We start from the raw sequence: 25,908 nt of genomic DNA on the forward strand, positions 1-25,908 counted from the left end.
AGGCACGCCATGGCCGTCGATGGATTAATCGCAACGCGGGGGATGGAAGAGGCGGTCGCTCCGGCGTTGCTGGCGCATTATCGCCGCCATGCCCGCTCGCTGCCCTGGCGCAGCCCGCCCGGCGCGCCCCCGCCGGCCCCCTACCGCGTCTGGCTCTCGGAAATCATGCTCCAGCAGACGACGGTGGCGGCTGTCGCGCCTTATTATGAGCGCTTTCTGGCGCGTTGGCCGACGGTCGAGGCGCTGGCGGCTGCCGAGGATGGCGATCTGATGGCCGCCTGGGCAGGTCTCGGCTATTATGCCCGCGCCCGCAATCTGCTGGCCTGCGCGAGATATGTCGCAGGCACGCTGGGCGGGCGTTTCCCCTCCGGCGAACCGGGCTTGCGCGCTCTGCCCGGTGTGGGTGCCTATACGGCGGCGGCCGTCGCCGCCATCGCCTTTGGGCAGCGCGCCGTCGTGGTGGATGGCAATGTCGAGCGGGTGGTGAGCCGGCTGTTCGCGGTGGAGACGCCGCTGCCGGCCGGCAAGCCAATCCTGCGTGCGCTGGCCGACCGCATCACCCCGCAGGATCACGCCGGCGATTTCGCGCAGGCCATGATGGATCTGGGCGCGACGGTCTGCACCCCGCGCAATCCCGCCTGCCTCGCCTGTCCGCTCTCGGGTCTTTGTGCCGCGCGGGCGACGGGCGATCCGGCCCGCTATCCGCTCAAGGCCGCGAAGAAGGCGCGCCCGACGCGCAGCGGCACCGCCTGGTGGGTGGAGGCCGGCGATGCGGTGTGGCTGGTCCGGCGGCCGGACAAGGGCCTGCTCGGCGGAATGCTGGCGCTGCCGACCAGCGACTGGAGCGAAGCGCCAGAGGCTCTGCCGCATGCGCCTCTGGCGGGCAGCTGGCAGATACTCAACCAGCCGGTGCGCCATGTGTTCACCCATTTCGCGCTCGATCTGCGCGTGGCCATGCTGCGGATCGAGAATGGTGCCGATCCCGCCGTGCTTGCCAGCGCCCTGGGGCCGGGCCAATTGTGGCCCCTCGACACGCTGGCCGATGCGGGGCTGCCCACCGTCTTTGCCCGGGCGGCGCAAGCGGCACTGGACGCCAGAGAGCAGGAGAATGCGCATCATGACCCGGCCTGATCTGCCCGCGCGGCAGGCAATCACCTTCACCGGCGGCACGCTCGACCGCGCCGATCAGCTGCGCGTGCACCCCGACCGGCTGGCCGGGGCCTGGGCCGATCCGCGCGCGCGCATCGTGCAACTCGATGGGCTGGACCCGGTGATCGAGGCAGACGGGACGCTCGCCAGCGAGCTGGTGCCGCCCGGTGCTGTGCTGGCCGACCACGCCCTGCTCGGGCTGCGCGAGGATGGCACGCCGGTCTTTGTGTCGCTGCTCGTCGAGCACAGCGTCGAGCCCCCGAGCTTTCCCGCGAAAGTGTGGGACATCATCCCGCAGCTCACCATGGCCGAAGCCGCGCATTATGCGGCGGCGCGCAGCCTGGTGGACTGGCATGATCGCCACCGTTTCTGCGCGCGTTGCGGCGGCGATACCCATCCGATCAAGGCCGGCTGGGCGCGTCAGTGCAGCCGGTGCAGCGCGGAGCATTTTCCGCGCACCGATCCGGTGGTCATCATGCTGGCGGAATATCGCGGCAAGGTGCTGATCGGGCGCAATCCGCGCTTTCCTGCCGGCCGCTTTTCCGCACTGGCCGGCTTTGTTGAGCCGGGCGAGACCATCGAGGAAGCCGTGCGGCGGGAGCTGTGGGAAGAATGCGGCGTGCGCACCGGGCAGGTCGACTATCTGTTCAGCCAGCCCTGGCCGTTCCCCTCCCAGCTCATGGTCGCCTGCATCGCGCAGGCCAATGATGACGCGTTGACGCTGGATGAGGAGGAAATCGCCGAAGCCATCTGGGTGAGCACTGATGATGTCCGCGCGGCGCTGGCCGGGGAAGAGGGCGCCAGGTTCCTGCCGCCATCCTCTATCGCGGTTGCCCATCACATGCTGCGCTACTGGTTGGAGAGCAAGCAGACGGACCAGCCGCCCGCCGCCTAATCGCGGTGCCGAAGCATCCAGTCGCCCGATTGCTCGCTCTGCGCCTGCCGCAAGGCCGCATCTCGGCCCAATCCGCCAAAGCGCGGCAAAATGATGCCGAGGCGGGTGCGCTCGGCATCATTGCGGTGCGGCACCGGCGCGGCGGCGTCCTTATCGGAAGGTTCGAACAATGAAAACGCCGCCGACATGCCGTTTCGTCCGGGTCAGACGGCCGAAACGCTGAGCGTGCGCGGCTCTGCCGGGGGCAGGCCTTCGCTCTTCGCCTGCGCCAGCAGCTCTTTCTTGCGCACGAGCATCCGGTCGCGCAGCTCGACGAGGTCGACGTCGGTCTTGCGGCACTGGGCAAACATGCCCTTCGAGGGCTGTTCCTCCTCCTTGACGTGATGCTCGATCTCTTCCGAGAGCACCTTCACCTTGGCATCGTAGAAATCTTCCTGCGGAGAGCCGGCCTCGATCTCGTTGATCAGCACCTTGGCGCCGTCATGCTCGACATAGGCCTCATCCATTAGATCATCTTCGATCTTGCCGCGAAAGGCCGGATAGAAGATCTCTTCTTCCAGCATGGTGTGGATCTTGAGCTCAGTGCAGATTTCCCGGGCCAGCGATTCCTTGCGGCCGGCCGCATTGGCCTTTTCGAACTTCTCGAACAGATCCTCGACCGTGCGATGATCCGCTTTGAGCAGGGCAATCGCGTCGGTGAATGTTTCAGTCGCCATGAGATGCTCCTGTGGGTTGATGTTATCAACAAAAGGATCGGCGAGGCCTGGTGGTTCCCTATAAAAAATGTTGCTGTCCTCGGTTCGTCGCAAAGCGGAGCGACTGGTCGGAAGGCACCTGACGCAGCCGCATTGCGTCGCCTCGCCGCGGGAGCTAAAGCGCGGCCTTTCATCAGACATCATTCGGACCGCGTCTTTCATGCTCAGCCTTAACGAAGCTCTCGATCGCGCCAGGTCGCTGGTCACCGCGGCCCGCAAGGCGGGCGCGGATGCGGCCGACGCCGTCTATGGCTGCGATGCCTCGTCCGGCGTGACGGTGCGGCTGGGCGCGCTGGAGGATGTCGAGCAATCCGAATCCGAGCATTTCGGCCTGCGCGTGTTTGTCGGCCAACGCTCGGCCAGCGTCTCTTCATCGGACCTGACGCCCCGCACGCTCGAAACGCTGGTCGAACGCGCCGTGGCCATGGCCCGCGAGGCGCCGGAAGATGCCTATGCGGGTCTCGCGCCCGAGCAGATGCTGATGCGGCGCCGGCTACCATCGCTCGATATCGAGGATGATGAGGAGCCGACGCCGGCCCAACTGCGCGAGAGGGCGCTGGCGGCGGAGGATTCGGCGCGCAGCGTGCTTGGCGTCACCAACAGCGAAGGCGCCGGCGCAGGCTTCTCCCGCGCGCAGGCGGCTCTGGCCACCAGCCACGGTTTTTCGGGTGCTTATGCCGGGACCAGCCATTCGCTTTACGCCAGCGTGCTGGCGGGTGAGGGCGCCGCGATGCAGCGGGACTTTGCCAGCCACAGTGCCCGGCATCTCGATGATCTGGAAGGGCCGGACAGCATCGGCCAGCGCGCCGGCGCGCGCGCGGTGTCGCGGCTCAATGCGCGCCGGGTGCCGAGCGGTACGATGCCGGTGATCTTCGATCCGCGCGTGGGCAACAGCCTGATCGGGCATCTGCTCGGCGCCATCGCCGGGCCATCGGTCACCCGCAAGGCGACCTTCCTGCTCGACAGCCTCGGCCAGCGCATTCTGCCCGAGGGGCTGAGCGTGATCGACGATCCGCTGCGCGAGCGGGGCCTGCGCTCGCGCCCGTTTGATGGCGAAGGACTGCCAACTGGGCGGCGGCGCCTCATTGATGACGGCGTGCTGACCGGCTGGATGCTCGACAGCGCCTCGGCCCGCCAACTCGGGCTCGATCCCACCGGCCATGCCACGCGGGGCGGTGGCTCGCCGGGCGTCGGCGCGAGCAATGTGCATCTGGAAGGCGGCACGGCCAGCGTGCGCGATCTATTTGCGGACGTGAAGCGCGGCGTGTTCATCACCGAACTGATCGGCCAGGGCGTCAACGGCGTCACCGGCGATTACAGCCGGGGCGCCTCCGGCTTCCTGATCGAGAATGGCACGGTGAGCCACGCCGTGTCTGAAATCACCATCGCGGGCAATCTCAAGGAGATGTTCGGGCGGATCATCGCTGCGAACGATCTCACCTTCCGCCGCGCCATCAACGTGCCCACCCTGCGCATCGACGGGATGACCGTTGCCGGGGAGTGAGCCCCCCTCTCTGGATCTTCTGGCCGATATTCTGGCCATAGCCGACGCTGCCGGCCTGCTGGCCATGCGTTTCTGGGAAGCCGGCGCGCCCATGCACGGCCATTGGGAAAAGCGGCCCGGCGAGCCGGTGAGCGAAGCCGATCTCGCGGCCGATGCGCTGCTGCGCGAACAGCTTGGCGCGCTTTTGCCTGATGCCGCCTGGCTCTCCGAGGAAAGCGCGGAGACGCCCGGACGCGCTGAGGCTCGGCGGGCGTGGATCATCGACCCCATCGACGGCACGCGCGATTTCGTGCGGGGCCGGGCGGGCTGGGCGGTCTCGGTCGCATTGGTGGAGGATGGCGTCCCGACCATCGCGGTGCTCACCGCGCCGGCGCGTAACGAGCGCTGGTGGGCGGTGCGCGGCGCTGGTGCGTGGCGGGAGCGCATGGGGGCACAGCCGGAGCGGCTCGCCGTGGGTGATCATGCCACGCTCTCGGGCGCGCGCGTGCCGCTCGATCATCTGGGCGGCATCGATATCGATTACCGAATGGTCGCCAAGCCCAACAGCATCGCGCTGCGCATGGCGATGGTGGCGGCCAATGAAGCCGATCTGGTGGCAGGCTTGCGACGCGGGGCCGAATGGGATCTGGCGGCCGCGACCCTTATCGCGCAGGAAGCCGGCGCCCGCGTCACCGATGCGCTGGGCGAACCCATCGTCTTCAACAAGCCCGACCCCTATGTGACGGGGATGCTCTGCGCCGTTCCCGCCTTGCACGATGCGGGCCTTGGGCGGCTGCGCGCGCGGGCGCTCAGGCTGCTCAAGCAGGGATGATGGGATTGTCTGGGCGCGGCTGCGCTCAGGCCTTGAGCCGCACGACCTGCCTCAGCCGCGATTCGCGCGCGAGGCTGAGATAGGCCTCGACCAGACGATCGTGCATCAGGCGTTGTGCGGGCTCCGCGGCGACTTGCGCCAGACGGCGATGTTCGTTGGCGCGATTGCGGTAATAAGCGTGACGTGACGGAATCATGCATGTCCTCCCGCCTGCCTCTTCAGCAGATCGCACCCATGCAGAAATTGATCGGGATCAAGCCTGTGAAACGGGCGCGCCTTGGCGTGGTCGGTTCCAGAGCGATGGATCACGCGGCGCGGGCGGGTAGAGGCTGGTGCGCCGACCGGCCTGCGTACCGGCGCGGAGCAGCCAACCCAGCTTCTCCGCCTTGCTGGTGAACAGGCGCCGACGCAGCGCCTCCTGCGGGTCGGCGGCGACCTTCCGGGCAATGCCGCCATAGATGCCCGCGGCAGCCAGCACCGCCCATGCCGAGCGGAACGGCAGCTTTGGGGTGCCATGCCGGGCGCTGTCTTCATAGCGCGCCGCCATCGCCGCCACGCGCCCCGTGACCGCCGCGAGGGCTGGGCGCTGCTCCGCCGCCATAGGGTCGGCCGGGTCGATGCCAGCCTCGATGAGCCAGTCCGCGGGTAGATAGCAGCGCCCGCCTGCCGCATCCTCGGCGACATCGCGGGAGATATTGGCGAGCTGGAAGGCCAGCCCCAGATCGCAGGCGCGGTCCAGCGTCGCCTCGTCATCGGGCGCGATACCCATCACAATGGCCATCATGCAGCCGACCGCACCGGCGACATGGTAGCAATAGCGCAGCAGATCGTCCTCGGTCTGCGGTCGCCAGCCCTGCGCATCGAGCGCGAAGCCTTCGATGAGATCGTCCATATAGCGGCGCGGAATGGCACATTCGGCCGCGACCAGCGCCCCGCCGGCAAAGGCAGGATCGTCCAGCCCGGCCCGCCCCGCGAGAGCGCGCTCGGTTCGCGCGCGAATGTCCGCCAGCCGGGCCATGGGGTCGCCGGTCGCCTGCATGGTCCCGCCATGATCCTGCCCGTCGGCTATGTCGTCGCAGGCGCGACACCAGCCATAGAGCAACCACGCCCGCTCGCGCGTCTCCCGGTCGAACAGCCGCGAGGCCGTGCGAAAACTCTTCGACCCGCGCGCAATGCTCTCCTGCGCAAGACCGACAAGGGCAGGGCGTTGCTCCAGCATCTAGCCCCTCCCCTTCAGGGGAGGGGATGGGGTGGGGGACGGCGCTGCCCAACGGGCTGGTGCTGAATTCAAACGCGTCAGTATTGCCTCCAGAACCTCGGTCAGATTGGTGCGTACATCTTCGTTAGTGAACCGCAGAACGCGATGACCTTCCGCGGTTAACGCAGCATCCCTGCGCGCATCTTCTTCCGGATCGTGCGTATCGCCATCCACCTCGACGATCAGCTTTTTGGCGGGGCAAAAGAAATCCACAATGAACGGCCCCAGCACATGCTGCCGACGAAATTTGTGCCCGCCAAGCTGGGACCGACTCAGATGTCGCCAGAGAATGATCTCGCATGGCGTCGCCTCGTGCCGCATCGCTTTTGCGTGGATCAGAAGGCGTGCATCTTGCGTCACGGGCGCTCCCCACCCCAACCCCTCCCCTGAAGGGGAGGGGCTCATGTTTCCCCTCAAAGCCGGTCGACCTTCATCGCGAAGATCGTTTCATGGGGCGTATAGGCGGCCATCGCGTCGAGCAGGTCGTCCAGCGTCTCGCGGGCGATGAGGATGTTGGCGTGGGGCGGGCGGATGAAGCCGGTTTCGATCATCTGGCGATTGAACCCGATCAGCTGATCGTAAAAGCCGCCGGTATTGAGCAGCCCGACCGGCTTGTCATGATAACCAAGCTGCGCCCAGCTCACGGCTTCCCACAGCTCGTCCATCGTGCCGACGCCGCCCGGCAGGGTCACGAACCCATCGGAAAGCGTGGTGAACAGCGCCTTGCGGCTGTGCATATCCGGCACGACGTGCAGTTCGGTGAGGCCGCGATGGGCGACCTCGGCATTCACCAGCGCCTCGGGGATCACGCCGATCACCTCGCCGCCGGCCGCCAGCGCGGAATCCGCGATGGCGCCCATCAGCCCGACCTTGCCGCCGCCATAGACGACGCCGATGCCACGCCGCGCCAGCCCGGCGCCGACCGCGCGCGCGGTCTCCATGTAGATCGGGTCGGGTGGGGTGGCGGAGCCGCAATAGACGGCCAGCCGGTTGAACGATGTCATGCCAGATCCTCGAGCATCAGGGCCGCCGTCGCGCGGGCCGAGCCGACGACGCCGGGAATGCCAGCGCCCGGATGTGTGCCGGCGCCGACAAAATAGAGATTGTTGATCACATCATCGCGATTGTGGGTGCGGAACCAGGCGCTCTGGGTGAGCAGCGGTTCAAGACTGAAGGCGCTGCCCAGATGCGCGTTGAGATCATGGGTGAAGTCGCTCGGCGCATAGGAGAACTGCACCTTGATGCGCGAGCGGATGTCCGGGATCAGCCGGCGCTCGATCTCGTCGAGAATGCGCCCGGTGAGGATCGGCCCCACCTCGTTCCAGTCCACTGGCAGCTTGCCCTGATGCGGCACCGGCGCCAGCGCATAGAAGGTCGAGTGGCCCGGCGGCGCCAGATCGGGGTCGGTGACGGTCGGGTGATGCAGGTAGAGCGAGAAATCCTGCGAGAGCACGCCATGGTCGAAGATGTCGGTCAGCAGTTCCTTGTAGCGCGGGCCGAACAGGATCATGTGGTGCGGGATGCCCGGCCAGGTCCCCTCAATGCCGAAGTGGACGACGAACAGGCTGGGGCTCCAGCGCTTGCGGAACAGTTTGGCGCCCTGCCGCTGGCCGCGCGGATGGTCGGCCAGCAGGTCGGCATAGCTGTGCATGATGTCGGCATTGCTCGCCACCGCATCGGCCTCGATCCGCAGGCCAGAGCGGGTCACCACGCCCGTCGCGCGGTCGCCCACCGTCTCGATCTTCGCGACCGGATCGCCGAGGATCAGCGTGCCGCCCAGTCGCTCGAAATGCGTGACCATGCCGCGCACCAGCGCATGGGTGCCGCCCTTGGCGAACCAGACGCCGCCCTGCTTCTCCAGCTTGTGAATCAGCGCGTAGATGGCGCTGGTCGTCATCGGGTTGCCGCCGACCAGCAGCGTGTGGAAGCTCAGCGCCTGCCGCAGCTTCTCGTTCTTCACGAAGCTCGAAACCATGGAATAGACCGAGCGCCACGCCTGATGCTGGGCGAGGTCCGGCGCGGCCTTGAGCATCGACTTGAAGTCGAGGAAGGCGACATGCCCCAGCTTCTCATAGCCCTCGCGATAGACCTCGGCGCTATAGGCGAGGAAGCGCTGGTAGCCGGCGATGTCGGCGGGATCGAGCTTGGCGATCTCGCGGTTGAGCGCGGCATCGTCATTGCCATAATCGAAGGTCGTGCCGTCCTGCCAGTGCAGGCGGTAGAAGGGGCTGACCGGCAGCAGCGTCACGTCTTGCGCCATGTCGTGGCCGGTCAGGCGCCACAGCTGGGCGAGGCAATCCGGGTCGGTGATGACGGTCGGCCCGGCATCGAAGGTGAAGCCCTCCTTCTGCCACATATAGGCGCGGCCGCCGGGCAGTTCGCGCCCTTCGACGATGGTGGTGGCGATGCCCGCCGATTGCAGGCGCAGGCCGAGGGCAAGGCCCGCAAAACCGGCGCCGATGACGATGGCTGTCTTCATCCGCGTGTCGCTCCAAGGGCTGAAATGGCTCGGCTGACGGGTACAGGAGGCTTCCCGGTCAGAACGCGCAGCTTGTCGAAAAGGGTGCTCTGCCCGGCATAAAAGCGGGCGATGAGGGATGGGTCAAGCCGGTAGAAGCGCGCCAGCACCCGCCAGCGCTCCTGCGGCTCGGCGGCGCGGAAGAGCAGCCGTGAGAGCATCCGGTAATAAGCCTGCCCGCGCCAGTGCGCTGCGCCGCGCGCGCGCATCGCCTGATGCAGGGCCGGCCCGGAGAGATCGTCCATCGCCGCGATGGCGAGCGCGTTGCGCACTGCATCCGGCAGCGAATAGCCGGTGAGCGCGTGGAAAAAGCCGCCGCGCAGTCCGGCCTTGGCGACGCCGGGGGACTCGGCCTCCCACAGCCGCGCGAAATCGCCGCCCATGCACACCGGGAGCACGCCGGTCTCGCTATGGCCGCGCGCCGCGCCCTCCCAGCCCTGCGTCTGGGCATAGGCCGCAATTCTCGCCGCGAGCAGGGGCTCATCCAGTGCCGGACCATCGGCATAATAAGTGTCTTCGATGAACAGCTCGGTCGGGGAGAGGGGCAGGGTGTAGACGAAGCGATAGCCGTCCTGCTGATCGACGGTCGCGTCCATGATGATCGGTTCGGCAAGGCCGTGGGGGGTATGACACAGCCAGCTCGCCCCGACGAATTTCTGATAGCCCAGCTCCAGCGCGCTCATGTCGCCCGGCCCGCGCGCATCGATGACGCCGCGCGCCTCGATTACGCGGCCATCGGCCAAAGTGACGCTGTTCGGCGTGAGTGCGGTCGCTGCCCGATCGAACAGCAGGTCGCCCTCCGGCATAGCGCGGTGCAGGCGCATCCCCAGTCGCTCGCTGGTCAGCGTCGCATAGCTGCTCGGCAGGCGCCTCACCTGACCCGGAAAGCGCACGTCATAGCCGCCCCAGCCATGCACGATCAGCGGCTCGATCAGCCAGCGATCGGCGGGCGCGACATCCTCGGCGAAACAGGACCAGAGCTGATTGCCGCCAGCGCGCGCGGCTTCCTCGATCACCACGACGCGCAGCTCAGGTCGCCGCGCACGCAGGGCCAGCGCGATCAGGCTGCCGGCAAGGCCGCCGCCGACAATGGCCAGATCGATAGGTCGTGCGCCTGTCATCCGCGCAGCCCTAGCCGAGGGGGAGGCGCTTGGCTATCGGCCAGTGATGGGTGAACGATGCCCGAAGGGGCGGGGGAACTTATCTCTGCGCTTGGCGAGCGACCGGCGTAAACGCTTTACCGATTATCGTTTCCCTCTCAGGCGGGGCTCCCTATAGCATCGCCATGCAGCCCGCGATGCTGATCCTTGCGTCCATTCTGGCGATGTCCGGCATCATCGCGGTGCGTTACCTGCTTTCCAGCGGCGGGTTCGCGCTGGCGACCCGGATGACGCGCCCCGGCCATTATGCCGGGCTGCGCCGGCAGATCGGCGCGGAAATCCGCTGGTCGCTCCTTTCGGCGCTGATCTTTGGCCTGCCCGCGGGGATCGTCGCCTGGGGCTGGCAGAGCCACGGCTGGACGCTGATCTACACCGATGTCGATGCCTACCCGCTCTGGTATCTGCCGATCTCCGTGCTGCTCTATCTCGCCGCGCACGATACGTGGTTCTACTGGACGCACCGGCTGCTCCACCGCCCGGCCTGGTTTCGCGTCGCCCATGCGGTGCATCACGCCAGCCGGCCGCCCACGGCCTGGGCGGCGATGAGCTTCCACCCGTGGGAAGCGGTAACCGGCGCGGTCGTCATTCCGTTCCTCGTCTTCGTCATTCCCATTCATGTTGCGGCACTGGGGGTGGTGCTAACGGTGATGACTGTCATGGGCGTCACCAATCATATGGGCTGGGAGATGTTCCCGCGCTGGCTGGTGAACGGCCCCGCCGGGCGCTGGCTGATCACCGCGTCTCACCATGAGAAGCATCATGAGCAATATCGCTGCAATTACGGCCTCTATTTCCGCGTGTGGGACCGGCTGTGCGGCACGGATCGCGGCCTGTCTCCCCGGTTCGCGCCGGCGCCGGCGGGAGGCTCCGCCGCCATGCCGCACAATGATGACCCCGCGCCGGCAAGGGATAATGCTGCATGATGTTCTTTGACGGTGCCGACCATCTGGCGCGTCGTGTCGCACGGCCGCTGATGCTGACCGGCCTGCTGCTCTCGCTCGGCGCGCCGACCCTGGCGCTGGGCGAGGAGGGCGCGGCTACTGTCCGCACCGCCGATGCGGTCGTTCCGGCAGCGGCGGGCCTTGCACCGGCCACGGGCCAGATCGACGTGCGGTTCGAGGGCTTGCGCTCCACTCGCGGCATGTTGCGCGCCTGCCTGACCAAGGACCGCTCCCATTTCCCCAAATGCGAGAAAGACCCGCTCGCCCTCACGGCCAGCGTTGCGGCGGGCGACCATGCCGAACTTCTCTTCGCGCGCGTGCCGCCCGGCGACTATGCGCTGCTCGTCTTTCACGATGAGAACAGCAACAGCCGGCTGGACACGATGCTGGGCATCCCGCGAGAGGGGGTCGGCTTTTCGCGCAACCCCCGCCTGCGCTTCGGCGCGCCGGGCTTTGAGTCCGTCGTCCTCACCGTCACCCCTGGCGCGGCGAAGAAGACGGCGGTGAAGCTGCAATATTTCCTGTAGCGCGTCGCGCGATCAGGGCGTGACGGTCGGACCCTGCTGCTGGGCCTCGCGCTGCGCCTTGAGGCGCGCGGCTTCCTCATCGGCCTTGGCCTGCGCTTCGATCTGTGCGGATTCCGCATCGAGATTGCCGAGCCGCTCCTCGCGCGCCTTGGCGACGGCATCGGCCCAGGTGCCGGACCCGAGCATCTTCTGGCGCTCCTCGCGCGCCGCGCGCGCGATCTGTGTGAAGCAGCCGGTGAAGCCAGCCGAGCCGGTGGGCGAGCAACTGTCGGTCCCGGACGCGCCGACATATTCAATCGAGCGGGCGCGGTTCGCCCAGCTTTGCACGGCCGGGCTGTTGGGATCGGTGCGCAGTTCCTTGGGGATGCGATAGCGATCATTGTCTGGCATCCGCGCACAGACGACGATCTCGTCGCCCTCGCTCGCCGGGCAAGGGTCTTCGCCATAGACGAACACCTGCTTCACCTTCGCGACATCCTCCGGCCCGGCGGCGGCAGCTGGAGCGGCCGGGGCCGCCTGCGCCAAAGCAGGGACCGCAAGAGCGAGGCTGAGGGGGAGTGCAAGGACGAGGGCACGCATCGACAGGTTCCTTCTTAAATCCGCTTCGAGAGGGCAATGGCAGCGCGGCAGCCAAGCCGGATCGCCCCGAAAAGCAAGGGATAGGCAGGCGCGGATTCTGCGCCATGGGCAATCGCGGCATCGCGATGCTCGACTTCTTCGGCCTGGAAGTCCGTGATCGCTTCGGTCAGCGCCGGGTCGTCCTCGCCGATCTCCTTGAGCTGATGCCCGTAATGATCGTCGATCTCGGTCTCGATGGCGGCGGTGCAGGCCATGGCAGCGCGCGGGCCGATGAGCGCGGTCGCGGCGCCGAGCGCAAAGCCGGCGACATGCCAGAAGGGCTGCATCAGCGTGGGGCGCACGCCGCGCTCTACCATCATCGCGTCGAAATGCGCGCGGTGCCGCTCTTCCTGCGCCGCCATGCCGGCAATCTCGCGGCTGATCGGGTGACGGTCGCCCAGCACGGCGAGCTGGCCGGCATAAATCCGCACCGCGCCATATTCGCCGGCCTGATCGACCCGCAACATCGAGGCGCGGTCCGCACGGCGCTGGCCGGGACGGGGCGAGACGCGCGCGATGTCGGTCATGACCGGCTCCATTTGAGGACCAGAACAAGGATCAGCAGTGCGCCGCCGAGCGAGAGGATCGCATTGTAGCCAGCGAGCGAAATGCCAAACATCGACCAAGGCGCGACATCGCAGCGCACCAGCGTGGCCGACATGATCGAATCCAGCATCGACTGCCCCGAGGATGTGTCCATGGTCGCGGTGCAGCTGGTCAGGCCCTGCCACCAGCCATATTCGACACCGGCGTGAAATGCGCCGATGGCGCCGCTGGTCGCGATGGCCAGCGCCGCGAGCATGGTGAACATCGCGCTCATCGGCGCGGTACGGCGCAGGGCAATCGCGGCAAGGGCAGCGATAATCGCGCCCAGATGCGGCCAGCGCTGCCACATGCACATTTCGCATGGGAACAGCCCGCCGACATGCTGTGAGAGCAGCGCGCCGCCCAGCAACAGGGTCGGCAGCATCACCGCTATGAACCGGGCGAGCGACAGGGAGGCGTCACGCGACATCGGTCTGCTTACCGCCGTGCCTTCGTCGCCGGGGCTGCCGCCATTTGCGGCGTCCCGTTCAGGCGGCCGAGAGTCTGCAGCGCGTAATGGAGCTGGAAGTCCTCAACGCCCTGCTTCTTGAGATCCTCCGCCGTCGCGGTGAAGCGCGGATCGGGGTTGCTGTCCGCCTCCAGCTCCGAGCGATCCAGCTTCGCCTCGTTGATGAGGTGACGGCGAAGGTCGCTTTCGCGATATTTCGGCCGCTTGGCATAATCGGGGTCGGAGAGCTGCGGCACCAGAATATCCGGCTCGATGCCGCCTTCCTGCACCGAGCGGCCCGATGGCGTGTAATAGCGCGCCGTGGTGAGGCGCAGCGCGGTATCCTGCGAGAGCGGCAGCAGCGTCTGCACGCTGCCCTTGCCGAAGCTGCGCTCGCCCATGATGAGCGCGCGCTTCTGGTCCTGCAGGGCGCCGGCCACGATCTCGGAGGCGGAAGCCGAACCCGCATCGATCAGCACGACGACGGGCAGGCCCTGCGCATCATCGCCGGGCCGGGCATAATAAGGCCGGGTGTCGCCGCGCTGGCGGCCGCGCTGCGAGACGATCTCGCCGCGCTCGAGGAAGGCGTCGGAGACGCGCACCGCTTCATCCAGCAGGCCGCCGGGGTTGGAGCGCAGGTCCAGCACATAGCCGATCGGCTTGTGGCCGAGCGACTTGTCGATGCCGCGAATGGCGCTCTGCACGTCAGCGCCGGTGTCGGCGGAGAAGCTGACGATCTTGATGACGCCGACATCGCCCTTCACCTGCCATTTGACCGGCTTGATATCGATGATCGCGCGCGTCAACTCCACGTCGAACGGCTCGGTGCGGCCCTCGCGGGCGATGGTGAGCTTCACCTTGGTATTCGGCGCGCCGCGCATCTTCTCGACTGCTTCATCGAGCGTGCCGCCATAAATCAGCTTGCCGTCGATGTGCGTGATATAGTCGCCCGCCTTGATGCCCGCGCGCGCGGCGGGGGTGTCGTCGGTCGGCGCGATCACCTTCACCACGCCTTCGTCCATCGTGACGGAGAGGCCGAGGCCGCCATAGCTGCCCTCGGTCTGGGTGCGCAAATTCTCGAAGGAGCGGACGTCCAGATAGGCGCTATGCGGATCGAGACTGGAGAGCATCCCCTCGATGGCGCCCTTGATCAGCGTCGCATCATCGACCTGCTCGACATAATTGGCGCGCACCCGCTGGAACACGTCCATGAACAGATCGAGCTGTTTGTAAGTCTCGCCCTCGGTCTCCGTGACGGCAGAGGTCGACGCGGGAATGAGCGCGATGGCGCCCAGGATCGCGGCGGAACGGAGAAACAGGGTGCGGCGGGCATTGGCCATGGAGACGCTTTCGACAAAAATGCTGTCCTGACCTATAGCAGGAACAACGGTTCTGCCTAGGTCGCACGCCAGCGTAGCGAAGATAGCGTTACGCGCTGCTGAACGGCGCTAGCGGACAAGGGAAGCAATATCGACAGCGCGGTCCTGCTGGCGCAGCTCGATGATGAGGCGGGCCGGGTCGCTGCCGGTCGCGCCGACCGGATCGCCCTGACGCAATGAGTCTCCCGGCGCCACGCTCAGCCGGTCGAGCCCGGCCAGCAGGCTCGTCCAGCCGCCGCGATGCTCCAGGATGACGATCTTGCCATAGCCGCGAAACGGCCCGGCAAAGGCGACTCGCCCTGCCGCCGGCGCGATGACCGCGGCCCCGGCTGCGGTCGCCATGGTGATGCCCCGCGCGCGCACGCCGCCTGCGCTCAATTCCCCGAAGCCGGTGACGATGTCGCCGATGGCGGGCAGGCGGTAGGGTGGCGCCGGGGTCTGGCCTGCGGCGACGCTCGGCCGCTCGGGTGCCGGAGCGGCGCTGTTTTGCGGACGGGCCGGCCGGGGCATCGGGCCGGGCAGGCGCAGCAACGCCTCCTGCACCTGCGCCGCATCGCCGATCCGGTCCATCAGATCGCTGATATCGCGGGCCTGCTCGCCCATGGCGAGGGCGCGCTCGGTCTGCAGGCTGGCCTCCGCGCGCAATTGCCGGGAAGTGCCGCGCTGGCGCTGTTCAAGCGTGCTGAGCGCGGCCTGCTGCGTCTTCAGCCCGGCGCGGGTGCGGACGAGGGATTGCGCCGCCGCCTGCGCGCTGCGCTGCAGATCGGCACTGCGCGCAATGGCACCCCGCAGATCCTGCGTGGAGGCGGTGATGGTCGGCAATATCTGCGCGAGCGCGATGCGCCGATGCACCGCCTCGCTGATCGTGCCGGGCGCGACCAGTGCGAGCACAGGCGAGCGCCGGGCCAGTTGCTGCAGGGCGGCGGTCAGTCGCACGATCGGCTGCTGGCGGGTGGCGAGTTGGCGCCGCTGCTCGCGCTGGCGCGTGATGATGATCGCCATGCGCGCCTCGCCCGCGCGCAGATCGGCCTCGCTCTGCTGGATGCGGGCGGCGAGCGCGGCGATCTCGTTGCGGGTCTTGTCGGCTGCGGCGGAGGAGGCGCGGGCACGGGCTTCCAGGGCTTCGCCACGCTTGCGCGCTTCCTCGCCCTGCGCGCGGGCACGGGCGAGGGCAGCCTGCTGCCGGGCGATCTCCGCCTGCGCGGCCTGCGGTGCCGGATTGCGCTGGGCAGAGAGAGCCAGCGGTGCCGCGATGGCGGTGATGAGCAGGGTAGCGGTGGCCAGCATGACGGGCAGGGACGGTCGCAGTGCCAGTGGCCGGGGCAGTCGTGTCCAGCTCGCCGCCACCACGCCTCATCCCTCCCGGTGATAGGGGTGGTTGGCGAGGATGCTGGTGGCGCGCCAGAGCTGTTCGGCCAGCATCGCCCGCGCCATCATGTGCGGCCAGGTCATTGCCCCGAAGGCGATCAGAAGGTCAGCGCTGGCCCGGTCTGCGGTCTCAAACCCGTCCGCCGCGCCGATCATGAAGCGGCATTCGCGCACGCCGTCGTCCCGCCAGCGGCCGATTTGCTCTGCAAAGGCCATCGACGTCAGCTGCTTGCCGGTTTCATCGAGCATCACCATGACCGACTGCGCGGGCAGCGGTGGCGGCGCCTTGCCGCCGCGATCCGGAAGTTCGGTAACCTTGGTGGGCAGCGTCACACGCTTGAGATAGCGCTCGACCAGATCGGCCTCTGGCGAGCGGCCGATGCGTCCCCGCGCGACGATGTGCAGCAGCATTCGGCCCCCGGGGTACGCTTGAAGGAGATCAGGCCTCGCCGGCGGCCAGCGGTGCGTCCGAGAAGCCCCACATGCGCTCGAGATTGTAGAAGCTGCGGACCTCCGGGCGGAAGACATGGACGACCACGTCGCCCGCGTCGATCAGCACCCAGTCGGCGACGGGCAGGCCTTCGATGCGGACATTGCGGCCCATCGTCTGCTTGATCCGCTCGGCCAGCTTCTGGGCAATGGCTGCCACCTGCCGGGACGAACGACCCGACGCGATCACGATGTGATCGGCAATGCTGCTCTTGCCGGCAAGCGGAATGCTCACGACTTCCTGCGCCTGATCATCGTCCAGCGATTCCAGCACGATCGCCAGGAGGCGATCCGAGGATGCATCGATGCCGGGTTGGGACAGTCCTCCAGCGGGGGCAGGACGGGCGGGCATGGGTAACGGGTCGGGCAATGTCACTCCTGTGGGATGCGGCGACCGGTCACGCCGTCGATCGGCGCAACATCAGCAAAGCTACGGTGCCAAAGAGGCGCCTTCTGCCGAAGCAGCGTGGCTGATCTGGGATCGGGGCGAAAGCGCAAAAGCACGAGCGCCGGCAGTCTCCATGTCGTCCAGCTTTTGCTCTGACTGGCGGGTCGGACGAAACGCCGCAACCAGGCCATGGCCGGTGAGCCTACAGCCGCCCGACTATAGCCGGGTCGGGCGATAACAGCAATGGCCGTTGTTCGCGCAATATCGCGCCAGCCTTTCCACTGGTGGAACTGGGCCAGATTGTCCTCGCCCATCAGCCAAATGAACCGGCGATGCGGGTAGCGGCGCGTCAGCCGGCGCAGCGTGTCGAGCGTGTAGCGGGTGTGCATCTCCCGCTCGATGGCGGTGACGCGGATGGGCGCGCGGCGGGCGGCCGCTTTGCCGCTGGCGACGCGCGCGTTCAGCGGTGCCATGCCGGCGCGCGGCTTGAGCGGATTGCCCGGCGAGACCAGCCACCAGACCTCATCCAGCCCCAGCGCGCCTTGCGCGAACAAGGAGATGGCGCGATGGCCCCCATGGGCGGGGTTGAACGATCCGCCGAGCAAGCCGACCGGCATGCGCTTGCCCCGCGTCACGCGGCCTGGCTCCCGCAAATCTGGGGCTGGTCGGGTGCGGGCGCGCAACAGCTCATGGCCTGTCGCTAGAGGCCGGGTGCGATCAGGTCAAACCGGCAATGGTCAGGATGCACCTCGGAAACGTTAACGCCGCGAAAAGCATCATTGCTCCAGGTTCCTCATTATGCTCAATAAATCGCTCGGCAGCGCAGGGGGAACGCGGTGTCGACTCGGGGGGGAAGATGGGTGGGACACTCGCTTTGAGCGAGCTGCTGTGCAGCGAGCTTCTCTTGTTTGCCGCTTTGGGGCTTATCATCGGTGGGCTGGATGATCTGGCCATCGACCTCATCTATCTGGCGCGGCGCGGCTGGCGGTCACTGACCGTCTACAGCCGGGTGGCGCGGATGACGTCACGCGATTTGCCGCCGGCTGGCTCTGCCGGGCCGATCGCGGTGTTCATTCCCGCGTGGGACGAGTCGGACGTGATCCGTCCCATGCTCACCGGCTGCCTCGACAAATGGGCCGGCGAGGATGTGCAGATTTTCGTCGGCGCCTATCCCAATGATCCGGCGACCTTGTGGGCAGTCTGCACGCTGATCACCGAGCGGGGCGGCGGGCGCGTGACCTTGGTGGTCAATGATCGGCCCGGTCCGACCACCAAGGCGGATTGCCTGAACCAGCTGTGGGTCGCCATGCAGCGCTGGGAAGCCGAGCAGGGGCGTCGGGTGCTCACCGTCGTGCTGCACGATGCCGAGGATGTCGTGCATCCCGATGCGCTGCGGGTGATCGGCTATCTCGCGCCACGCTTCGCGCTCGTCCAGCTCCCGGTCCTGCCGCTCAAATCGGCGCGCTCGCAATGGGTTGCGGGGCATTATCTCGATGAGTTCGCGGTCGCGCACGGCGCCTCGCTGACCGTGCGGGAAGCGCTGGGTGCAGCCATGCCATCGGCCGGCGTCGGCTGCGGCTTCAGCCGCGAGGCGCTCGCCGCCGTGGCGGTGGAGCGGGGCGGGCGCCCATTCGACGAAGCCAGTCTCACCGAGGATTATGAGCTCGGCCTGCGCATCGGCGATGCCGGCGGGCGCGGCATCTTGGTGCGGATGCGCGACGCCAGGGGCGAGCTCATCGCCACGCGCGAATATTTCCCGGATAGCTGGGGCGCCGCCGTTCGGCAAAAGGCGCGCTGGACGGTGGGTATCGCCTTGGCCGGCTGGGATCGGCTCGGCTGGTCCGGCCCCTGGCGCGAGCGCTGGATGCGTCTGCGCGATCGACGCGCGGCGCTGGCAGCGATCGTCCTGGTCGCGGCTTATGCCGGGCTGGGGTTGGCCCTGTTCATCCACATCACGCGCAGCCTGATGGGCTTGCCGCCGATGACCTGGCCCGAGCCCTTGCCCTGGCTGATGCGCGCGACAGCCGTGCTGCTCGCCTGGCGGCTTATCATGCGCATGATATTCGTCTGGCGAGCCTATGGCTGGGGGCAAGCGCTCCTCTCCGTGCCGCGCACGATCACTGGCAATATCGTTGCCATTCTTGCCGCAGGGCGCGCCATTTCGATCTATGTGCGGCATCTGCGCGGGCGGGCGCTGGTGTGGGACAAGACGCGCCATCGCTTCCCTGACGCGGCCACGGGAGCCTCGGCATGAGCGCCGGTGGCGGGCGGCCGCTGCGGTTCCTGGGCGCGGTCCTGGGCTGCTGGGTCTGCGTGCGCGGCGTGATGCTGGGCTGGCCCGTGATGGCGGGAGGCGAGCGCGGGGCGACGGACGTTGCGGCCTTGCCTGCGGCGGAGGCGCCGAGTGGCGGGGTGCGGGCTGACGATAGCGACGGGCAGCGCAGCGCGGGATTGTCGGGCGATACCCTCGCTGTCGCCGGCCGACCGGCAGGCAGTGCGGCGCGGCCTCACCATGCCGTGCCCTCATACCGGACGCCCGTCGCGCTTTGGGCGCAGGCCCCTCAAACGGACATGCCACAGCCAAGGTCGGATGCTCCGCGCAATGCGCCGGCTTCGGCAGCGGCGCTTTCGCAAGGGACCGTGTTCGGCGAGCCGTCGATGAGCACGCTGCGGGAAGCGCGCAAGAGCGGCCGCTTTTCCGGCCAGGCATGGCTATTCTGGCGCCCCGATGCCGGCGGCTCGCGCGCCTTTGCGCCGCTGCTCGGCGGATCGCAAATGGGCGTCCGGCTCGATTATCGCGTCAGCAGCAGCGAGATGGGCGTGTTCAGCCTCTACGGACGGGCCAGCCGCGCAATTGAACGGCCATTCGCGGAGGAAGGGGCCTTCGGCCTCGCCTGGCGCCCGGCCGGGCTGCCCGCTGCCTTGCCAGTCTCGCTGATGGTGGAGCGCCGCCAGCGTCTCGGGACAGGCGGTCGCAACGGGTTCGCCCTGCTGGCGGCCGGCGGCCTCAACACCACCGAGATCCTGCCGCGCGTCGAGGCGGACGGCTATGCGCAGGCCGGATTTGTCGGCTTGCCCGGCAGCGATGGCTTTGCGGACGGCAAGGCCGCCCTCTCTTACCGGCTGTTTCCGCCCGGACGGGGGCTCGCGCTGGCGGTCGGCGGCGCGCTCTCCGGCAGCGTCCAGCCCGGTGCGCGGCGTCTGGACATCGGGCCGCAACTCCGCGCTCGGCTGCCATGGGCCCGGCCGGGGCTGAGCCTCTCGGCGGAATGGCGCTTCCGCATCGCCGGCAATGCGCGCCCGGCAAGCGGCCCTGCGATCACCCTCGCGACGGATTTTTGAGCATCGGGCGGCAAGCCCCTTTTTGATCGGGCGCTTTGCGACTACCGAGGGCGACATGGACATCTATCTGCCGATCGCCAACCTGTCGGTGAACGCCCTGGTCATCATCGGCCTGGGCGGCCTTGTCGGCCTGCTCTCGGGCATGTTCGGCGTGGGCGGCGGATTTCTCACCACGCCCTTGCTGATCTTCTACGGCATTCCGCCGACCGTTTCCGCCGCATCCTCGGCCACGCAGGTGATGGGCGCGAGCGTCTCCAGCGTGTTCAGCCATCTCGGCCGCAAGACGGTCGATCTCAAGATGAGCGCCGTGCTCGTCGTTGGCGGTGCCATCGGCGCGGCGCTGGGCGCGGTGATCTATCGCGTGCTGGAGCGCATGGGCCAGATCGATACGACCATCGCCGTGCTCTACGTGCTGATGCTCGGCTCGATCGGCATGCTGATGGCGCGGGAATCGATCCACGCGCTGGTGATGGCGCGGCGCGGGCAGCGGCAAGCTGCGCGCAAGCGGCGGCACCACCCGCTGGTGGCCGCACTGCCGCTGCGCTGGCGCTTCTATGCCTCGGGCCTTTACATTTCGCCGCTGGCGCCGCTGCTGCTTGGCATCTTCTCCGGCATCATGACCATGTTGATGGGCGTGGGCGGCGGATTCATCCTCGTCCCTGCCATGCTCTACATTCTCGGCATGTCGACGCAGATCGTCATCGGCACGTCGCTGTTCCAGATCCTGTTCGTGACGATGTTCACGACGATGGTCCACGCCACCACCACCCATGCGGTGGACCTCGTCCTCGCTTTCCTGTTGCTCATCGGCAGCGTAACCGGCGCGCAGATCGGCAGCCGCATCTCGATGCGGGCTCGGCCGGAATATCTGCGCGTCGCGCTGGCCTTCATCGCTTTGGTCATCGCCATCCGCATGGCGCTGGGCCTCGGCTGGCGGCCGGACGAGATTTACTCGGTGGTCGTCCAGTGATCGCCCGCATCGCCCCGTGGCTGGCGGCGGTGGCGCTGCTCGCCCCCGCCCCGGCGAGCGCGCAGCGTGCTGCGCCGCAACTGGTGCCGGACGTCTCGCAACGCACGGTCGAGATCCAATTCAGCTTCACCGGCGCGGAACTGCTGCTGTTCGGCGCGATCCTCTATCCCGGCGGGCGCGTACCGGAGGAGCCGGTCGACATCATCGTTGTGCTCAAGGGACCAAGCCAGGCGATCACCGTGCGCGAGAAGCGCAAGCTCGCCGGCATGTGGGTAAATGCCGACAGCATCGCCTTCCGCTCGGCGCCGAGCTTCTACGCCGTGGCGTCCTCGCGCCCCATCGACCAGATCGTCGATGAACGCACCGCCGCGATCTACGAGCTGGGGCTGAGCAAGCTCCAGCTTTCGCCCGCGTCCTTCAGCGATACCGAGGAGATCGGCCGGTTCGCCAGCGGCCTCAATGATCTGCGCGCGCGCAGCGGGCTGTATCTGGAGGCGCCCAAGGCCGTCGAGATCACCGATGGCGTGCTGTACCGCGCGCGCCTGCCGCTCTCCGCACGGGTGGTCACCGGCACCTACACCGCCGAGACGTTTCTAGTGCAGAATGGCCGCGTGCTCGCCGCCGCAGTGCGCGAGATCGAGGTGCACAAGACCGGCTTTGAGCGCGACATCGGCGTCTTCGCGCAGGAACATGGCGTGGCTTATGGCCTTGTCGCCGTCTTCTCGGCGCTCGCCATGGGCATGTTCGCCGGCTTCGTCGCAGGTCGCGTGAAGATGCGCTGAGCCCAAGCCGCGCCCACGGCGCAGGCATTTGTTTACGCATATTCGATACGCCCTGCATCCTGGCCACAGGTGGGAGCGACGCGGTGAACTATTTTTCTGGCAGGGATCTGGATGGCCAGCCGGTGCCGGTCGATGCCGTGGCGCCGGCCGGCGTGCGGCCGCATTTCTCGGATATCGAGATCGGCGTCGTCTCCGCGATATCCGGCGGCTCGGCCAAAATCCTGCTCGACATTGCCGCCATGGAACAGCTGGCGGGGGAGAGCGACCCCAGCATCGCCATGGGCGGGCAGGTCGGCAGCCAGCTCAAGATGCGGGTCGGCGCCTGCTGGATCGTCGCAACCGTGCGCACGCTGGCGCTCGATTCCCGCTCCGCGACGCACATCCTCGCGGATATCGACTTTGTGGGGGAGGGCGATCAAGAGCAGCTGACCGGGCGCATCTTCCGTTTCCGCCGTGGCGTCACCCGCTTCCCGGTGCCCGGGACGCCCATCTATCCCGTCTCCAGCCCGGATATGCTGGAGATCTATTCCGCCCATGATCAGGCGCGCATCGAGATCGGCACGGTGTACCCCACCGCCAATACCCGCGCCTCGTTGCTGGTCGATGCGCTGCTCGGCAAGCATTTCGCGCTGCTCGGCTCCACCGGCACGGGCAAGTCCACCTCCGCCGCGCTCATCCTGCACCGCATCTGCGACATGGCGCCGCAGGGCCATATCGTGATGATCGATCCGCACGGCGAATATGGCGCCGCCTTTGCCGGCAATGGTGCGGTGTACGATACCAGCAATCTCGAGCTGCCCTACTGGCTGATGAACTTCGAGGAGCATTGCGAAGTGCTCGTCACCTCAAAGGGCCCTGAGCGCGCGCAGGATTGCGACATTCTCGCCAAGTGCCTGCTCGCCGCGCGCGGCCGCAGCCGGTTGGCGGAGGGCATCGGGCGCCTGACGGTCGATTCGCCCGTGCCCTATCTGCTCTCCGATCTCGCGGCGATCCTCGCCAATGAGATGGGCAAGCTCGACAAGAGCACCAATTCGCTGCCCTATCTGCGTCTGCGCACCCGGCTGGACGAGATCAAGGCGGACCCGCGCTTCAGCTTCATGTTCTCAGGCATGCTGGTGGCGGATTCCATGCAGAATTTCCTCGCCAAGCTGTTCCGTCTGCCGGCGATGGGCAAGCCGATCTCGATTGTCGATACCTCGGCCATGCCGTCCGAGATCACCCATGTCGTCGTCTCGGTGCTGGCGCGGCTGATCTTCGATTTCGCCATCTGGGCGCGCGACGAGGAGCAGAAGCCGATCCTGCTCGTCTGCGAGGAAGCGCATCGCTACATCCCCTCCAGCAACATCGAGGCCGGGCAGAGCGTCCGCAAGATCCTCGAACGGATCGCCAAGGAAGGGCGCAAATATGGCGTGTCGCTGGGGCTGATCACACAGCGACCGTCCGATCTTGCCGAGGGCGTGCTCTCGCAATGCGGCACGCTGATCGCCATGCGCCTCAACAACGAGCGCGATCAGCAATTCGTAAAGGCAGCGATGCCGGAGGGCTCGCGCGGCTTTCTCGATTCGATCCCGGCCCTTCGCAACCGCGAGTGCATCGTCTGCGGCGAGGGCGTCACCGTGCCGATCCGCGTCGCCTTCGATGATCTCGAAGCCGCCCGCCGTCCCGCTTCGGCGGACCCGGTCTTCTCCGACCTGTGGCGCCAGACCGGCGGCGAGGAAGAAATCCTCGAACGGACGATCAACCGCTGGCGCAATCAGGGCCGCTGAGCGGGCGGCTGCTAACCCCAAAGCAAACCAGTGCTCCTGCGAAGGCAGGAGCCCAGGGCGGCGATGGCCGTCCGTTGGGCCCTGGGTTCCTGCCTTCGCAGGAACACAAAAGGGGGTGTCTTAGCTCCCCAACCCCTCCTCAATCGCGTGCATATCCTCGTCGGAAAAGCCGAAATGGTGGCCCACCTCATGGACGATGACATGGGCGATCAGCGCATCCAGCGCGACGCCGCTATCCACCCATTCCTCCAGCAGCGGGCGGCGGTAGAGGCGGATGATCGGCGGCAGATCGCCGGATGACCAGATGCTCTGCTCGGTCAGGGCATGGCCCTGATAAAGCCCGGTCAGCTCCCAGGGGTCTTCGATGCCCAGCTCATCGAGCACCTCCTGCTCGGCGAACTCCTCGATCTGGATCGCAATGCCATCGAGATGCTGCCGGAACAGCGCCGGCATTGCCGCAATGGCCTGACGTGCCAGGCGCTCCAGCACGGCGGCGTCCGGCGCATGGCGCAGGGGTTCAGTCACGCGCGAGCGGGTCCAGCGCCGAGCGCCCGCGACGGACGGCTGCCGGGCGCGGACTGCTGCCCGGCCCCATGGCCTGCAGCGCGGCGATGCGCTTCTCGGTCTTGGGGTGGGTCGAGAACAGCTCCGAGACGCTGGTCGGCACGATGTAGAGCTGCGCGGCCGCAGGGTTCTGCGCCACCGCCTGTGTCGGGCGGCGCTGCGCAGCGCCGGCGATCTTGGCGAGGGCAGACGCCAGCGCATGGGGGTTGCCGCTGATCTCCGCACCGGCCTTGTCCGCGCCATATTCGCGCGTGCGGCTGATCGCCATCTGCACGATCATCGCCGCAAAGGGCGCGACCAGCACGGCGAGGATCGCCGCGAGCGGATTGCCGCCATTGCCATTGCCGCCCCGGAAGAACAGCGCGAAATTGGCGATCATCGAAATGGCGCCGGCAATGGTCGCGACCATGGTCATGACGAGCGTGTCGCGGTTACGGACGTGGCCGAGCTCATGGGCCATCACCGCCGCGACTTCATCGCGGTCCAGCATGTGCAGCAGGCCGGTGGTGGCGGCAACGGCGGCATTCTGCGGGTTGCGGCCGGTCGCGAAGGCATTGGGGCTGGCGTCTTCCACGATGTAAACGCGGGGCATGGGCAAGCCGGCATTGCGGGCGAGATCGCGCACCATGCCGTAGAAATCCGGCGCGGAGGCCATGTCGACCTCGCGCGCATTGTGCATCCGCAGGACGATCTTGTCGGCATTCCAGTATGTGAACAGGTTCATGCCCGCCGCGACCAGCAGCGCGATCATCGCGCCGCCCGCGCCGCCAAACATATACCCCAGAGCCATGAACAGCGCGGTGAGCGCTGCCAGCAGCATGGCCGTCTTCATCATATTCAACGTCTTCAACTCCCTGAGGACAAACCCGGAAAAGACCTTGCCAATATGTAGGTGGACCGGTGTTTGCCCGCAATGGGAGCCGAGGTGGATTTGGCGCTCAGCCGTGCTGGAGATCGCAGTCGATCGGCAGCGCCGCGCCGGAAATGGAGCGCCCGGCCGGTGTCGTGAGGAACAGCGCCAGATCGGCGACATGTTCGGGCGGCACGATGCGCTTGAGCGATTGCGAGGCAAGGCCGAGCGCGGTTTCCTCCGCCACGCTGCGCCCGCTCACGGTCGCGCGACCCGCAATCACCCGGTCGAACCGCTCGCCGCCGACCGCGCCGGGCAGGATCGCGTTGGCGGTCACGTCGAACGGTCCGAGCTCCATCGCGAGTGTCTTGGTGAAGCCGATGAGGCCCCATTTGCTCGTCGCATAGGCAATGCGGTTGGGATAGCCATAGCGCCCGGCGGCGGACGACAGGGTGATGATCGTCCCGGCGCTGGCCTTGAGCAACGGGATCGCCCGCTGGGTGGCCTCGAACGTGCCGGTGAGGTTGATGTCCATCACCGCGCGCCAGTGAGCGCTGGGCAACTCGTCCGCTGGTGCGGTCGGTCCGCCGATGCCGACATTGTTCACCAGCACGTCCAGCCCGCCCAGATGTGCGGAGACGAATTCAAACAGAGCGTCGATCTCGGCGACCTGTGACACATCGCACCGCGCGCCGGCCATGCCGGGGTGCGCGGCAAGGGCCTTGTCGATGGCGTCCCGGTCCACATCGCCGATCAGCACGCGATGCCCCTCGGCATGGAAGCGCCGGGCGATGGCGAGGCCGATGCCGCCTGCGCCGCCGGTGACCAGAACGCGCATCAT

The 25,908-nt window shown here is 67.5% G+C and carries 30 protein-coding genes; 11 read left to right on the plus strand and 19 right to left on the minus strand.

The window, feature by feature from the left end:
• The first annotated feature begins 9 nt into the window (after positions 1-9).
• Positions 10-1,131: an A/G-specific adenine glycosylase gene (gene mutY, locus M2336_RS08075; protein ID WP_264592792.1), complete on the plus strand. Its 1,122-nt coding sequence runs from the start codon at positions 10-12 to the stop codon at positions 1,129-1,131.
• Entirely contained in the window at positions 1,118-2,044 is a 927-nt protein-coding gene (gene nudC, locus M2336_RS08080) for an NAD(+) diphosphatase (RefSeq protein WP_264592793.1), read from the plus strand. The genes mutY and nudC overlap by 14 nt, the downstream gene beginning before the upstream one ends.
• Here the strand turns inward: nudC and M2336_RS08085 are convergent.
• Positions 2,041-2,214, minus strand: coding sequence for a hypothetical protein (locus M2336_RS08085; RefSeq protein WP_264574606.1), 174 nt, complete (start codon positions 2,212-2,214; stop codon positions 2,041-2,043). The genes nudC and M2336_RS08085 overlap by 4 nt on opposite strands.
• 33 nt (positions 2,215-2,247) lie before the next feature.
• On the minus strand, positions 2,248-2,760 hold the full coding sequence (locus tag M2336_RS08090) for a hemerythrin domain-containing protein (RefSeq protein ID WP_264578337.1): 513 nt from the start codon (positions 2,758-2,760) through the stop codon (positions 2,248-2,250).
• A 199-nt stretch (positions 2,761-2,959) separates the two neighbouring features.
• Here M2336_RS08090 and M2336_RS08095 point away from each other — a divergent pair, with 199 nt between their 5' ends.
• Both M2336_RS08095 and M2336_RS08100 read left to right on the plus strand, forming a co-directional pair.
• Positions 2,960-4,303, plus strand: a complete 1,344-nt coding sequence (locus M2336_RS08095) for a TldD/PmbA family protein (RefSeq protein WP_264569624.1) — start codon at positions 2,960-2,962, stop codon at positions 4,301-4,303.
• On the plus strand, positions 4,290-5,114 hold the full coding sequence (locus tag M2336_RS08100; protein ID WP_264592794.1) for a 3'(2'),5'-bisphosphate nucleotidase CysQ: 825 nt from the start codon (positions 4,290-4,292) through the stop codon (positions 5,112-5,114). The genes M2336_RS08095 and M2336_RS08100 overlap by 14 nt, the downstream gene beginning before the upstream one ends.
• A gap of 25 nt (positions 5,115-5,139) precedes the next feature.
• On the opposite strand, the gene M2336_RS08105 is transcribed toward M2336_RS08100, so the two are convergent.
• From M2336_RS08105 to crtY, 6 genes are read right to left on the minus strand one after another with little or no spacing between them, the layout of a single operon-like run.
• On the minus strand, positions 5,140-5,310 hold the full coding sequence (locus M2336_RS08105) for a hypothetical protein (RefSeq protein ID WP_264569626.1): 171 nt from the start codon (positions 5,308-5,310) through the stop codon (positions 5,140-5,142).
• Positions 5,311-5,367: 57 nt separating this feature from the next.
• Positions 5,368-6,333 carry a phytoene/squalene synthase family protein gene (locus M2336_RS08110; RefSeq protein ID WP_264574609.1) on the minus strand — a complete coding sequence of 322 codons (966 nt, stop codon included), beginning with the start codon at positions 6,331-6,333 and terminating at the stop codon, positions 5,368-5,370.
• Entirely contained in the window at positions 6,334-6,732 is a 399-nt protein-coding gene (locus M2336_RS08115; RefSeq protein ID WP_264574610.1) for an endonuclease domain-containing protein, read from the minus strand.
• A 53-nt stretch (positions 6,733-6,785) separates the two neighbouring features.
• Positions 6,786-7,376, minus strand: coding sequence for a TIGR00730 family Rossman fold protein (locus M2336_RS08120; RefSeq protein ID WP_181558905.1), 591 nt, complete (start codon positions 7,374-7,376; stop codon positions 6,786-6,788).
• Positions 7,373-8,851, minus strand: coding sequence for a phytoene desaturase (locus tag M2336_RS08125; RefSeq protein WP_264574611.1), 1,479 nt, complete (start codon positions 8,849-8,851; stop codon positions 7,373-7,375). The genes M2336_RS08120 and M2336_RS08125 overlap by 4 nt, the downstream gene beginning before the upstream one ends.
• Positions 8,848-10,011, minus strand: coding sequence for a lycopene beta-cyclase CrtY (gene crtY, locus M2336_RS08130; protein ID WP_264574612.1), 1,164 nt, complete (start codon positions 10,009-10,011; stop codon positions 8,848-8,850). Before crtY ends, M2336_RS08125 begins: the two co-directional genes overlap by 4 nt.
• A gap of 176 nt (positions 10,012-10,187) precedes the next feature.
• On the opposite strand from crtY, the gene M2336_RS08135 reads away from it, so the two are divergent.
• Entirely contained in the window at positions 10,188-10,973 is a 786-nt protein-coding gene (locus tag M2336_RS08135; protein WP_264574613.1) for a sterol desaturase family protein, read from the plus strand.
• A complete protein-coding gene (locus M2336_RS08140) occupies positions 10,970-11,518 on the plus strand; it encodes a DUF2141 domain-containing protein (RefSeq protein WP_264574614.1) in 549 nt (182 codons plus the stop codon). Before M2336_RS08135 ends, M2336_RS08140 begins: the two co-directional genes overlap by 4 nt.
• A gap of 12 nt (positions 11,519-11,530) precedes the next feature.
• On the opposite strand, the gene M2336_RS08145 is transcribed toward M2336_RS08140, so the two are convergent.
• The 8 genes from M2336_RS08145 to M2336_RS08180 all read right to left on the minus strand — a co-directional run bounded on the left by M2336_RS08145 (position 11,531) and on the right by M2336_RS08180 (position 17,410).
• The gene (locus M2336_RS08145) at positions 11,531-12,097 is read right to left on the minus strand and encodes a hypothetical protein (RefSeq protein WP_264574615.1); all 567 of its coding nucleotides are present in this window, start codon (positions 12,095-12,097) and stop codon (positions 11,531-11,533) included.
• Between the two features lie 14 nt (positions 12,098-12,111).
• Complete coding sequence (locus tag M2336_RS08150) at positions 12,112-12,663, minus strand: demethoxyubiquinone hydroxylase family protein (protein ID WP_264574616.1); 552 nt, start codon at positions 12,661-12,663, stop codon at positions 12,112-12,114.
• On the minus strand, positions 12,660-13,151 hold the full coding sequence (locus M2336_RS08155; protein ID WP_264574617.1) for a disulfide bond formation protein B: 492 nt from the start codon (positions 13,149-13,151) through the stop codon (positions 12,660-12,662). Before M2336_RS08155 ends, M2336_RS08150 begins: the two co-directional genes overlap by 4 nt.
• An 8-nt stretch (positions 13,152-13,159) precedes the next feature.
• Positions 13,160-14,509: a S41 family peptidase gene (locus M2336_RS08160; RefSeq protein WP_264569636.1), complete on the minus strand. Its 1,350-nt coding sequence runs from the start codon at positions 14,507-14,509 to the stop codon at positions 13,160-13,162.
• 108 nt (positions 14,510-14,617) lie between these two features.
• Positions 14,618-15,895 carry a murein hydrolase activator EnvC family protein gene (locus M2336_RS08165; protein ID WP_264592795.1) on the minus strand — a complete coding sequence of 426 codons (1,278 nt, stop codon included), beginning with the start codon at positions 15,893-15,895 and terminating at the stop codon, positions 14,618-14,620.
• A gap of 6 nt (positions 15,896-15,901) precedes the next feature.
• Positions 15,902-16,327, minus strand: coding sequence for a 23S rRNA (pseudouridine(1915)-N(3))-methyltransferase RlmH (locus M2336_RS08170; RefSeq protein WP_264569638.1), 426 nt, complete (start codon positions 16,325-16,327; stop codon positions 15,902-15,904).
• Positions 16,328-16,355: 28 nt separating this feature from the next.
• Positions 16,356-16,757, minus strand: coding sequence for a ribosome silencing factor (rsfS, locus tag M2336_RS08175; RefSeq protein ID WP_181561330.1), 402 nt, complete (start codon positions 16,755-16,757; stop codon positions 16,356-16,358).
• A 20-nt stretch (positions 16,758-16,777) separates the two neighbouring features.
• Complete coding sequence (locus tag M2336_RS08180; protein ID WP_264574978.1) at positions 16,778-17,410, minus strand: nicotinate-nucleotide adenylyltransferase; 633 nt, start codon at positions 17,408-17,410, stop codon at positions 16,778-16,780.
• Between the two features lie 239 nt (positions 17,411-17,649).
• On the opposite strand from M2336_RS08180, the gene M2336_RS08185 reads away from it, so the two are divergent.
• From M2336_RS08185 to M2336_RS08205, 5 genes are all read left to right on the plus strand, one after another.
• A complete protein-coding gene (locus tag M2336_RS08185) occupies positions 17,650-19,047 on the plus strand; it encodes a glycosyl transferase family protein (RefSeq protein WP_264574619.1) in 1,398 nt (465 codons plus the stop codon).
• Positions 19,044-20,135 carry a hypothetical protein gene (locus M2336_RS08190; protein ID WP_264574620.1) on the plus strand — a complete coding sequence of 364 codons (1,092 nt, stop codon included), beginning with the start codon at positions 19,044-19,046 and terminating at the stop codon, positions 20,133-20,135. Before M2336_RS08185 ends, M2336_RS08190 begins: the two co-directional genes overlap by 4 nt.
• Positions 20,136-20,190: 55 nt before the next feature.
• Complete coding sequence (locus M2336_RS08195; RefSeq protein WP_181558917.1) at positions 20,191-21,105, plus strand: sulfite exporter TauE/SafE family protein; 915 nt, start codon at positions 20,191-20,193, stop codon at positions 21,103-21,105.
• Positions 21,102-21,887 (plus strand): TIGR02186 family protein, encoded by a 786-nt coding sequence (locus M2336_RS08200; RefSeq protein WP_413715965.1) that lies wholly within the window; start codon positions 21,102-21,104, stop codon positions 21,885-21,887. Before M2336_RS08195 ends, M2336_RS08200 begins: the two co-directional genes overlap by 4 nt.
• A 239-nt stretch (positions 21,888-22,126) precedes the next feature.
• The gene (locus M2336_RS08205; RefSeq protein WP_264574980.1) at positions 22,127-23,653 is read left to right on the plus strand and encodes an ATP-binding protein; all 1,527 of its coding nucleotides are present in this window, start codon (positions 22,127-22,129) and stop codon (positions 23,651-23,653) included.
• A gap of 120 nt (positions 23,654-23,773) precedes the next feature.
• On the opposite strand, the gene M2336_RS08210 is transcribed toward M2336_RS08205, so the two are convergent.
• The 3 genes from M2336_RS08210 to M2336_RS08220 all read right to left on the minus strand — a co-directional run bounded on the left by M2336_RS08210 (position 23,774) and on the right by M2336_RS08220 (position 25,908).
• Positions 23,774-24,178, minus strand: coding sequence for a metallopeptidase family protein (locus M2336_RS08210; protein ID WP_413715966.1), 405 nt, complete (start codon positions 24,176-24,178; stop codon positions 23,774-23,776).
• Positions 24,171-25,049 carry a zinc metalloprotease HtpX gene (gene htpX / locus M2336_RS08215; protein WP_413715987.1) on the minus strand — a complete coding sequence of 293 codons (879 nt, stop codon included), beginning with the start codon at positions 25,047-25,049 and terminating at the stop codon, positions 24,171-24,173. The genes M2336_RS08210 and htpX overlap by 8 nt, the downstream gene beginning before the upstream one ends.
• A 106-nt stretch (positions 25,050-25,155) precedes the next feature.
• Entirely contained in the window at positions 25,156-25,908 is a 753-nt protein-coding gene (locus M2336_RS08220) for an SDR family oxidoreductase (RefSeq protein WP_264574622.1), read from the minus strand.

Source organism: Sphingobium sp. B1D7B (genome assembly GCF_025961965.1).
In the GTDB taxonomy this organism is placed as follows: domain Bacteria; phylum Pseudomonadota; class Alphaproteobacteria; order Sphingomonadales; family Sphingomonadaceae; genus Sphingobium.

Coding starts and splice junctions, on each gene's coding strand:
- crtY (WP_264574612.1), bottom strand. CDS start 10,011: ATGACAGGCGCACGACCTATCGATCTGGCCATTGTCGGCGGCGGCCTT.
- M2336_RS08105 (WP_264569626.1), bottom strand. CDS start 5,310: ATGATTCCGTCACGTCACGCTTATTACCGCAATCGCGCCAACGAACAT.
- M2336_RS08195 (WP_181558917.1), top strand. CDS start 20,191: ATGGACATCTATCTGCCGATCGCCAACCTGTCGGTGAACGCCCTGGTC.
- M2336_RS08145 (WP_264574615.1), bottom strand. CDS start 12,097: ATGCGTGCCCTCGTCCTTGCACTCCCCCTCAGCCTCGCTCTTGCGGTC.
- M2336_RS08170 (WP_264569638.1), bottom strand. CDS start 16,327: ATGCTGCTGCACATCGTCGCGCGGGGACGCATCGGCCGCTCGCCAGAG.
- M2336_RS08140 (WP_264574614.1), top strand. CDS start 10,970: ATGATGTTCTTTGACGGTGCCGACCATCTGGCGCGTCGTGTCGCACGG.
- M2336_RS08125 (WP_264574611.1), bottom strand. CDS start 8,851: ATGAAGACAGCCATCGTCATCGGCGCCGGTTTTGCGGGCCTTGCCCTC.
- M2336_RS08185 (WP_264574619.1), top strand. CDS start 17,650: ATGGGTGGGACACTCGCTTTGAGCGAGCTGCTGTGCAGCGAGCTTCTC.
- M2336_RS08090 (WP_264578337.1), bottom strand. CDS start 2,760: ATGGCGACTGAAACATTCACCGACGCGATTGCCCTGCTCAAAGCGGAT.
- rsfS (WP_181561330.1), bottom strand. CDS start 16,757: ATGCCCGCCCGTCCTGCCCCCGCTGGAGGACTGTCCCAACCCGGCATC.
- M2336_RS08155 (WP_264574617.1), bottom strand. CDS start 13,151: ATGTCGCGTGACGCCTCCCTGTCGCTCGCCCGGTTCATAGCGGTGATG.
- nudC (WP_264592793.1), top strand. CDS start 1,118: ATGACCCGGCCTGATCTGCCCGCGCGGCAGGCAATCACCTTCACCGGC.
- M2336_RS08160 (WP_264569636.1), bottom strand. CDS start 14,509: ATGGCCAATGCCCGCCGCACCCTGTTTCTCCGTTCCGCCGCGATCCTG.
- htpX (WP_413715987.1), bottom strand. CDS start 25,049: ATGAAGACGGCCATGCTGCTGGCAGCGCTCACCGCGCTGTTCATGGCT.
- M2336_RS08095 (WP_264569624.1), top strand. CDS start 2,960: ATGCTCAGCCTTAACGAAGCTCTCGATCGCGCCAGGTCGCTGGTCACC.
- mutY (WP_264592792.1), top strand. CDS start 10: ATGGCCGTCGATGGATTAATCGCAACGCGGGGGATGGAAGAGGCGGTC.
- M2336_RS08120 (WP_181558905.1), bottom strand. CDS start 7,376: ATGACATCGTTCAACCGGCTGGCCGTCTATTGCGGCTCCGCCACCCCA.
- M2336_RS08150 (WP_264574616.1), bottom strand. CDS start 12,663: ATGACCGACATCGCGCGCGTCTCGCCCCGTCCCGGCCAGCGCCGTGCG.
- M2336_RS08110 (WP_264574609.1), bottom strand. CDS start 6,333: ATGCTGGAGCAACGCCCTGCCCTTGTCGGTCTTGCGCAGGAGAGCATT.
- M2336_RS08205 (WP_264574980.1), top strand. CDS start 22,127: ATGGAACAGCTGGCGGGGGAGAGCGACCCCAGCATCGCCATGGGCGGG.
- M2336_RS08180 (WP_264574978.1), bottom strand. CDS start 17,410: ATGCCGGTCGGCTTGCTCGGCGGATCGTTCAACCCCGCCCATGGGGGC.
- M2336_RS08135 (WP_264574613.1), top strand. CDS start 10,188: ATGCTGATCCTTGCGTCCATTCTGGCGATGTCCGGCATCATCGCGGTG.
- M2336_RS08190 (WP_264574620.1), top strand. CDS start 19,044: ATGAGCGCCGGTGGCGGGCGGCCGCTGCGGTTCCTGGGCGCGGTCCTG.
- M2336_RS08220 (WP_264574622.1), bottom strand. CDS start 25,908: ATGATGCGCGTTCTGGTCACCGGCGGCGCAGGCGGCATCGGCCTCGCC.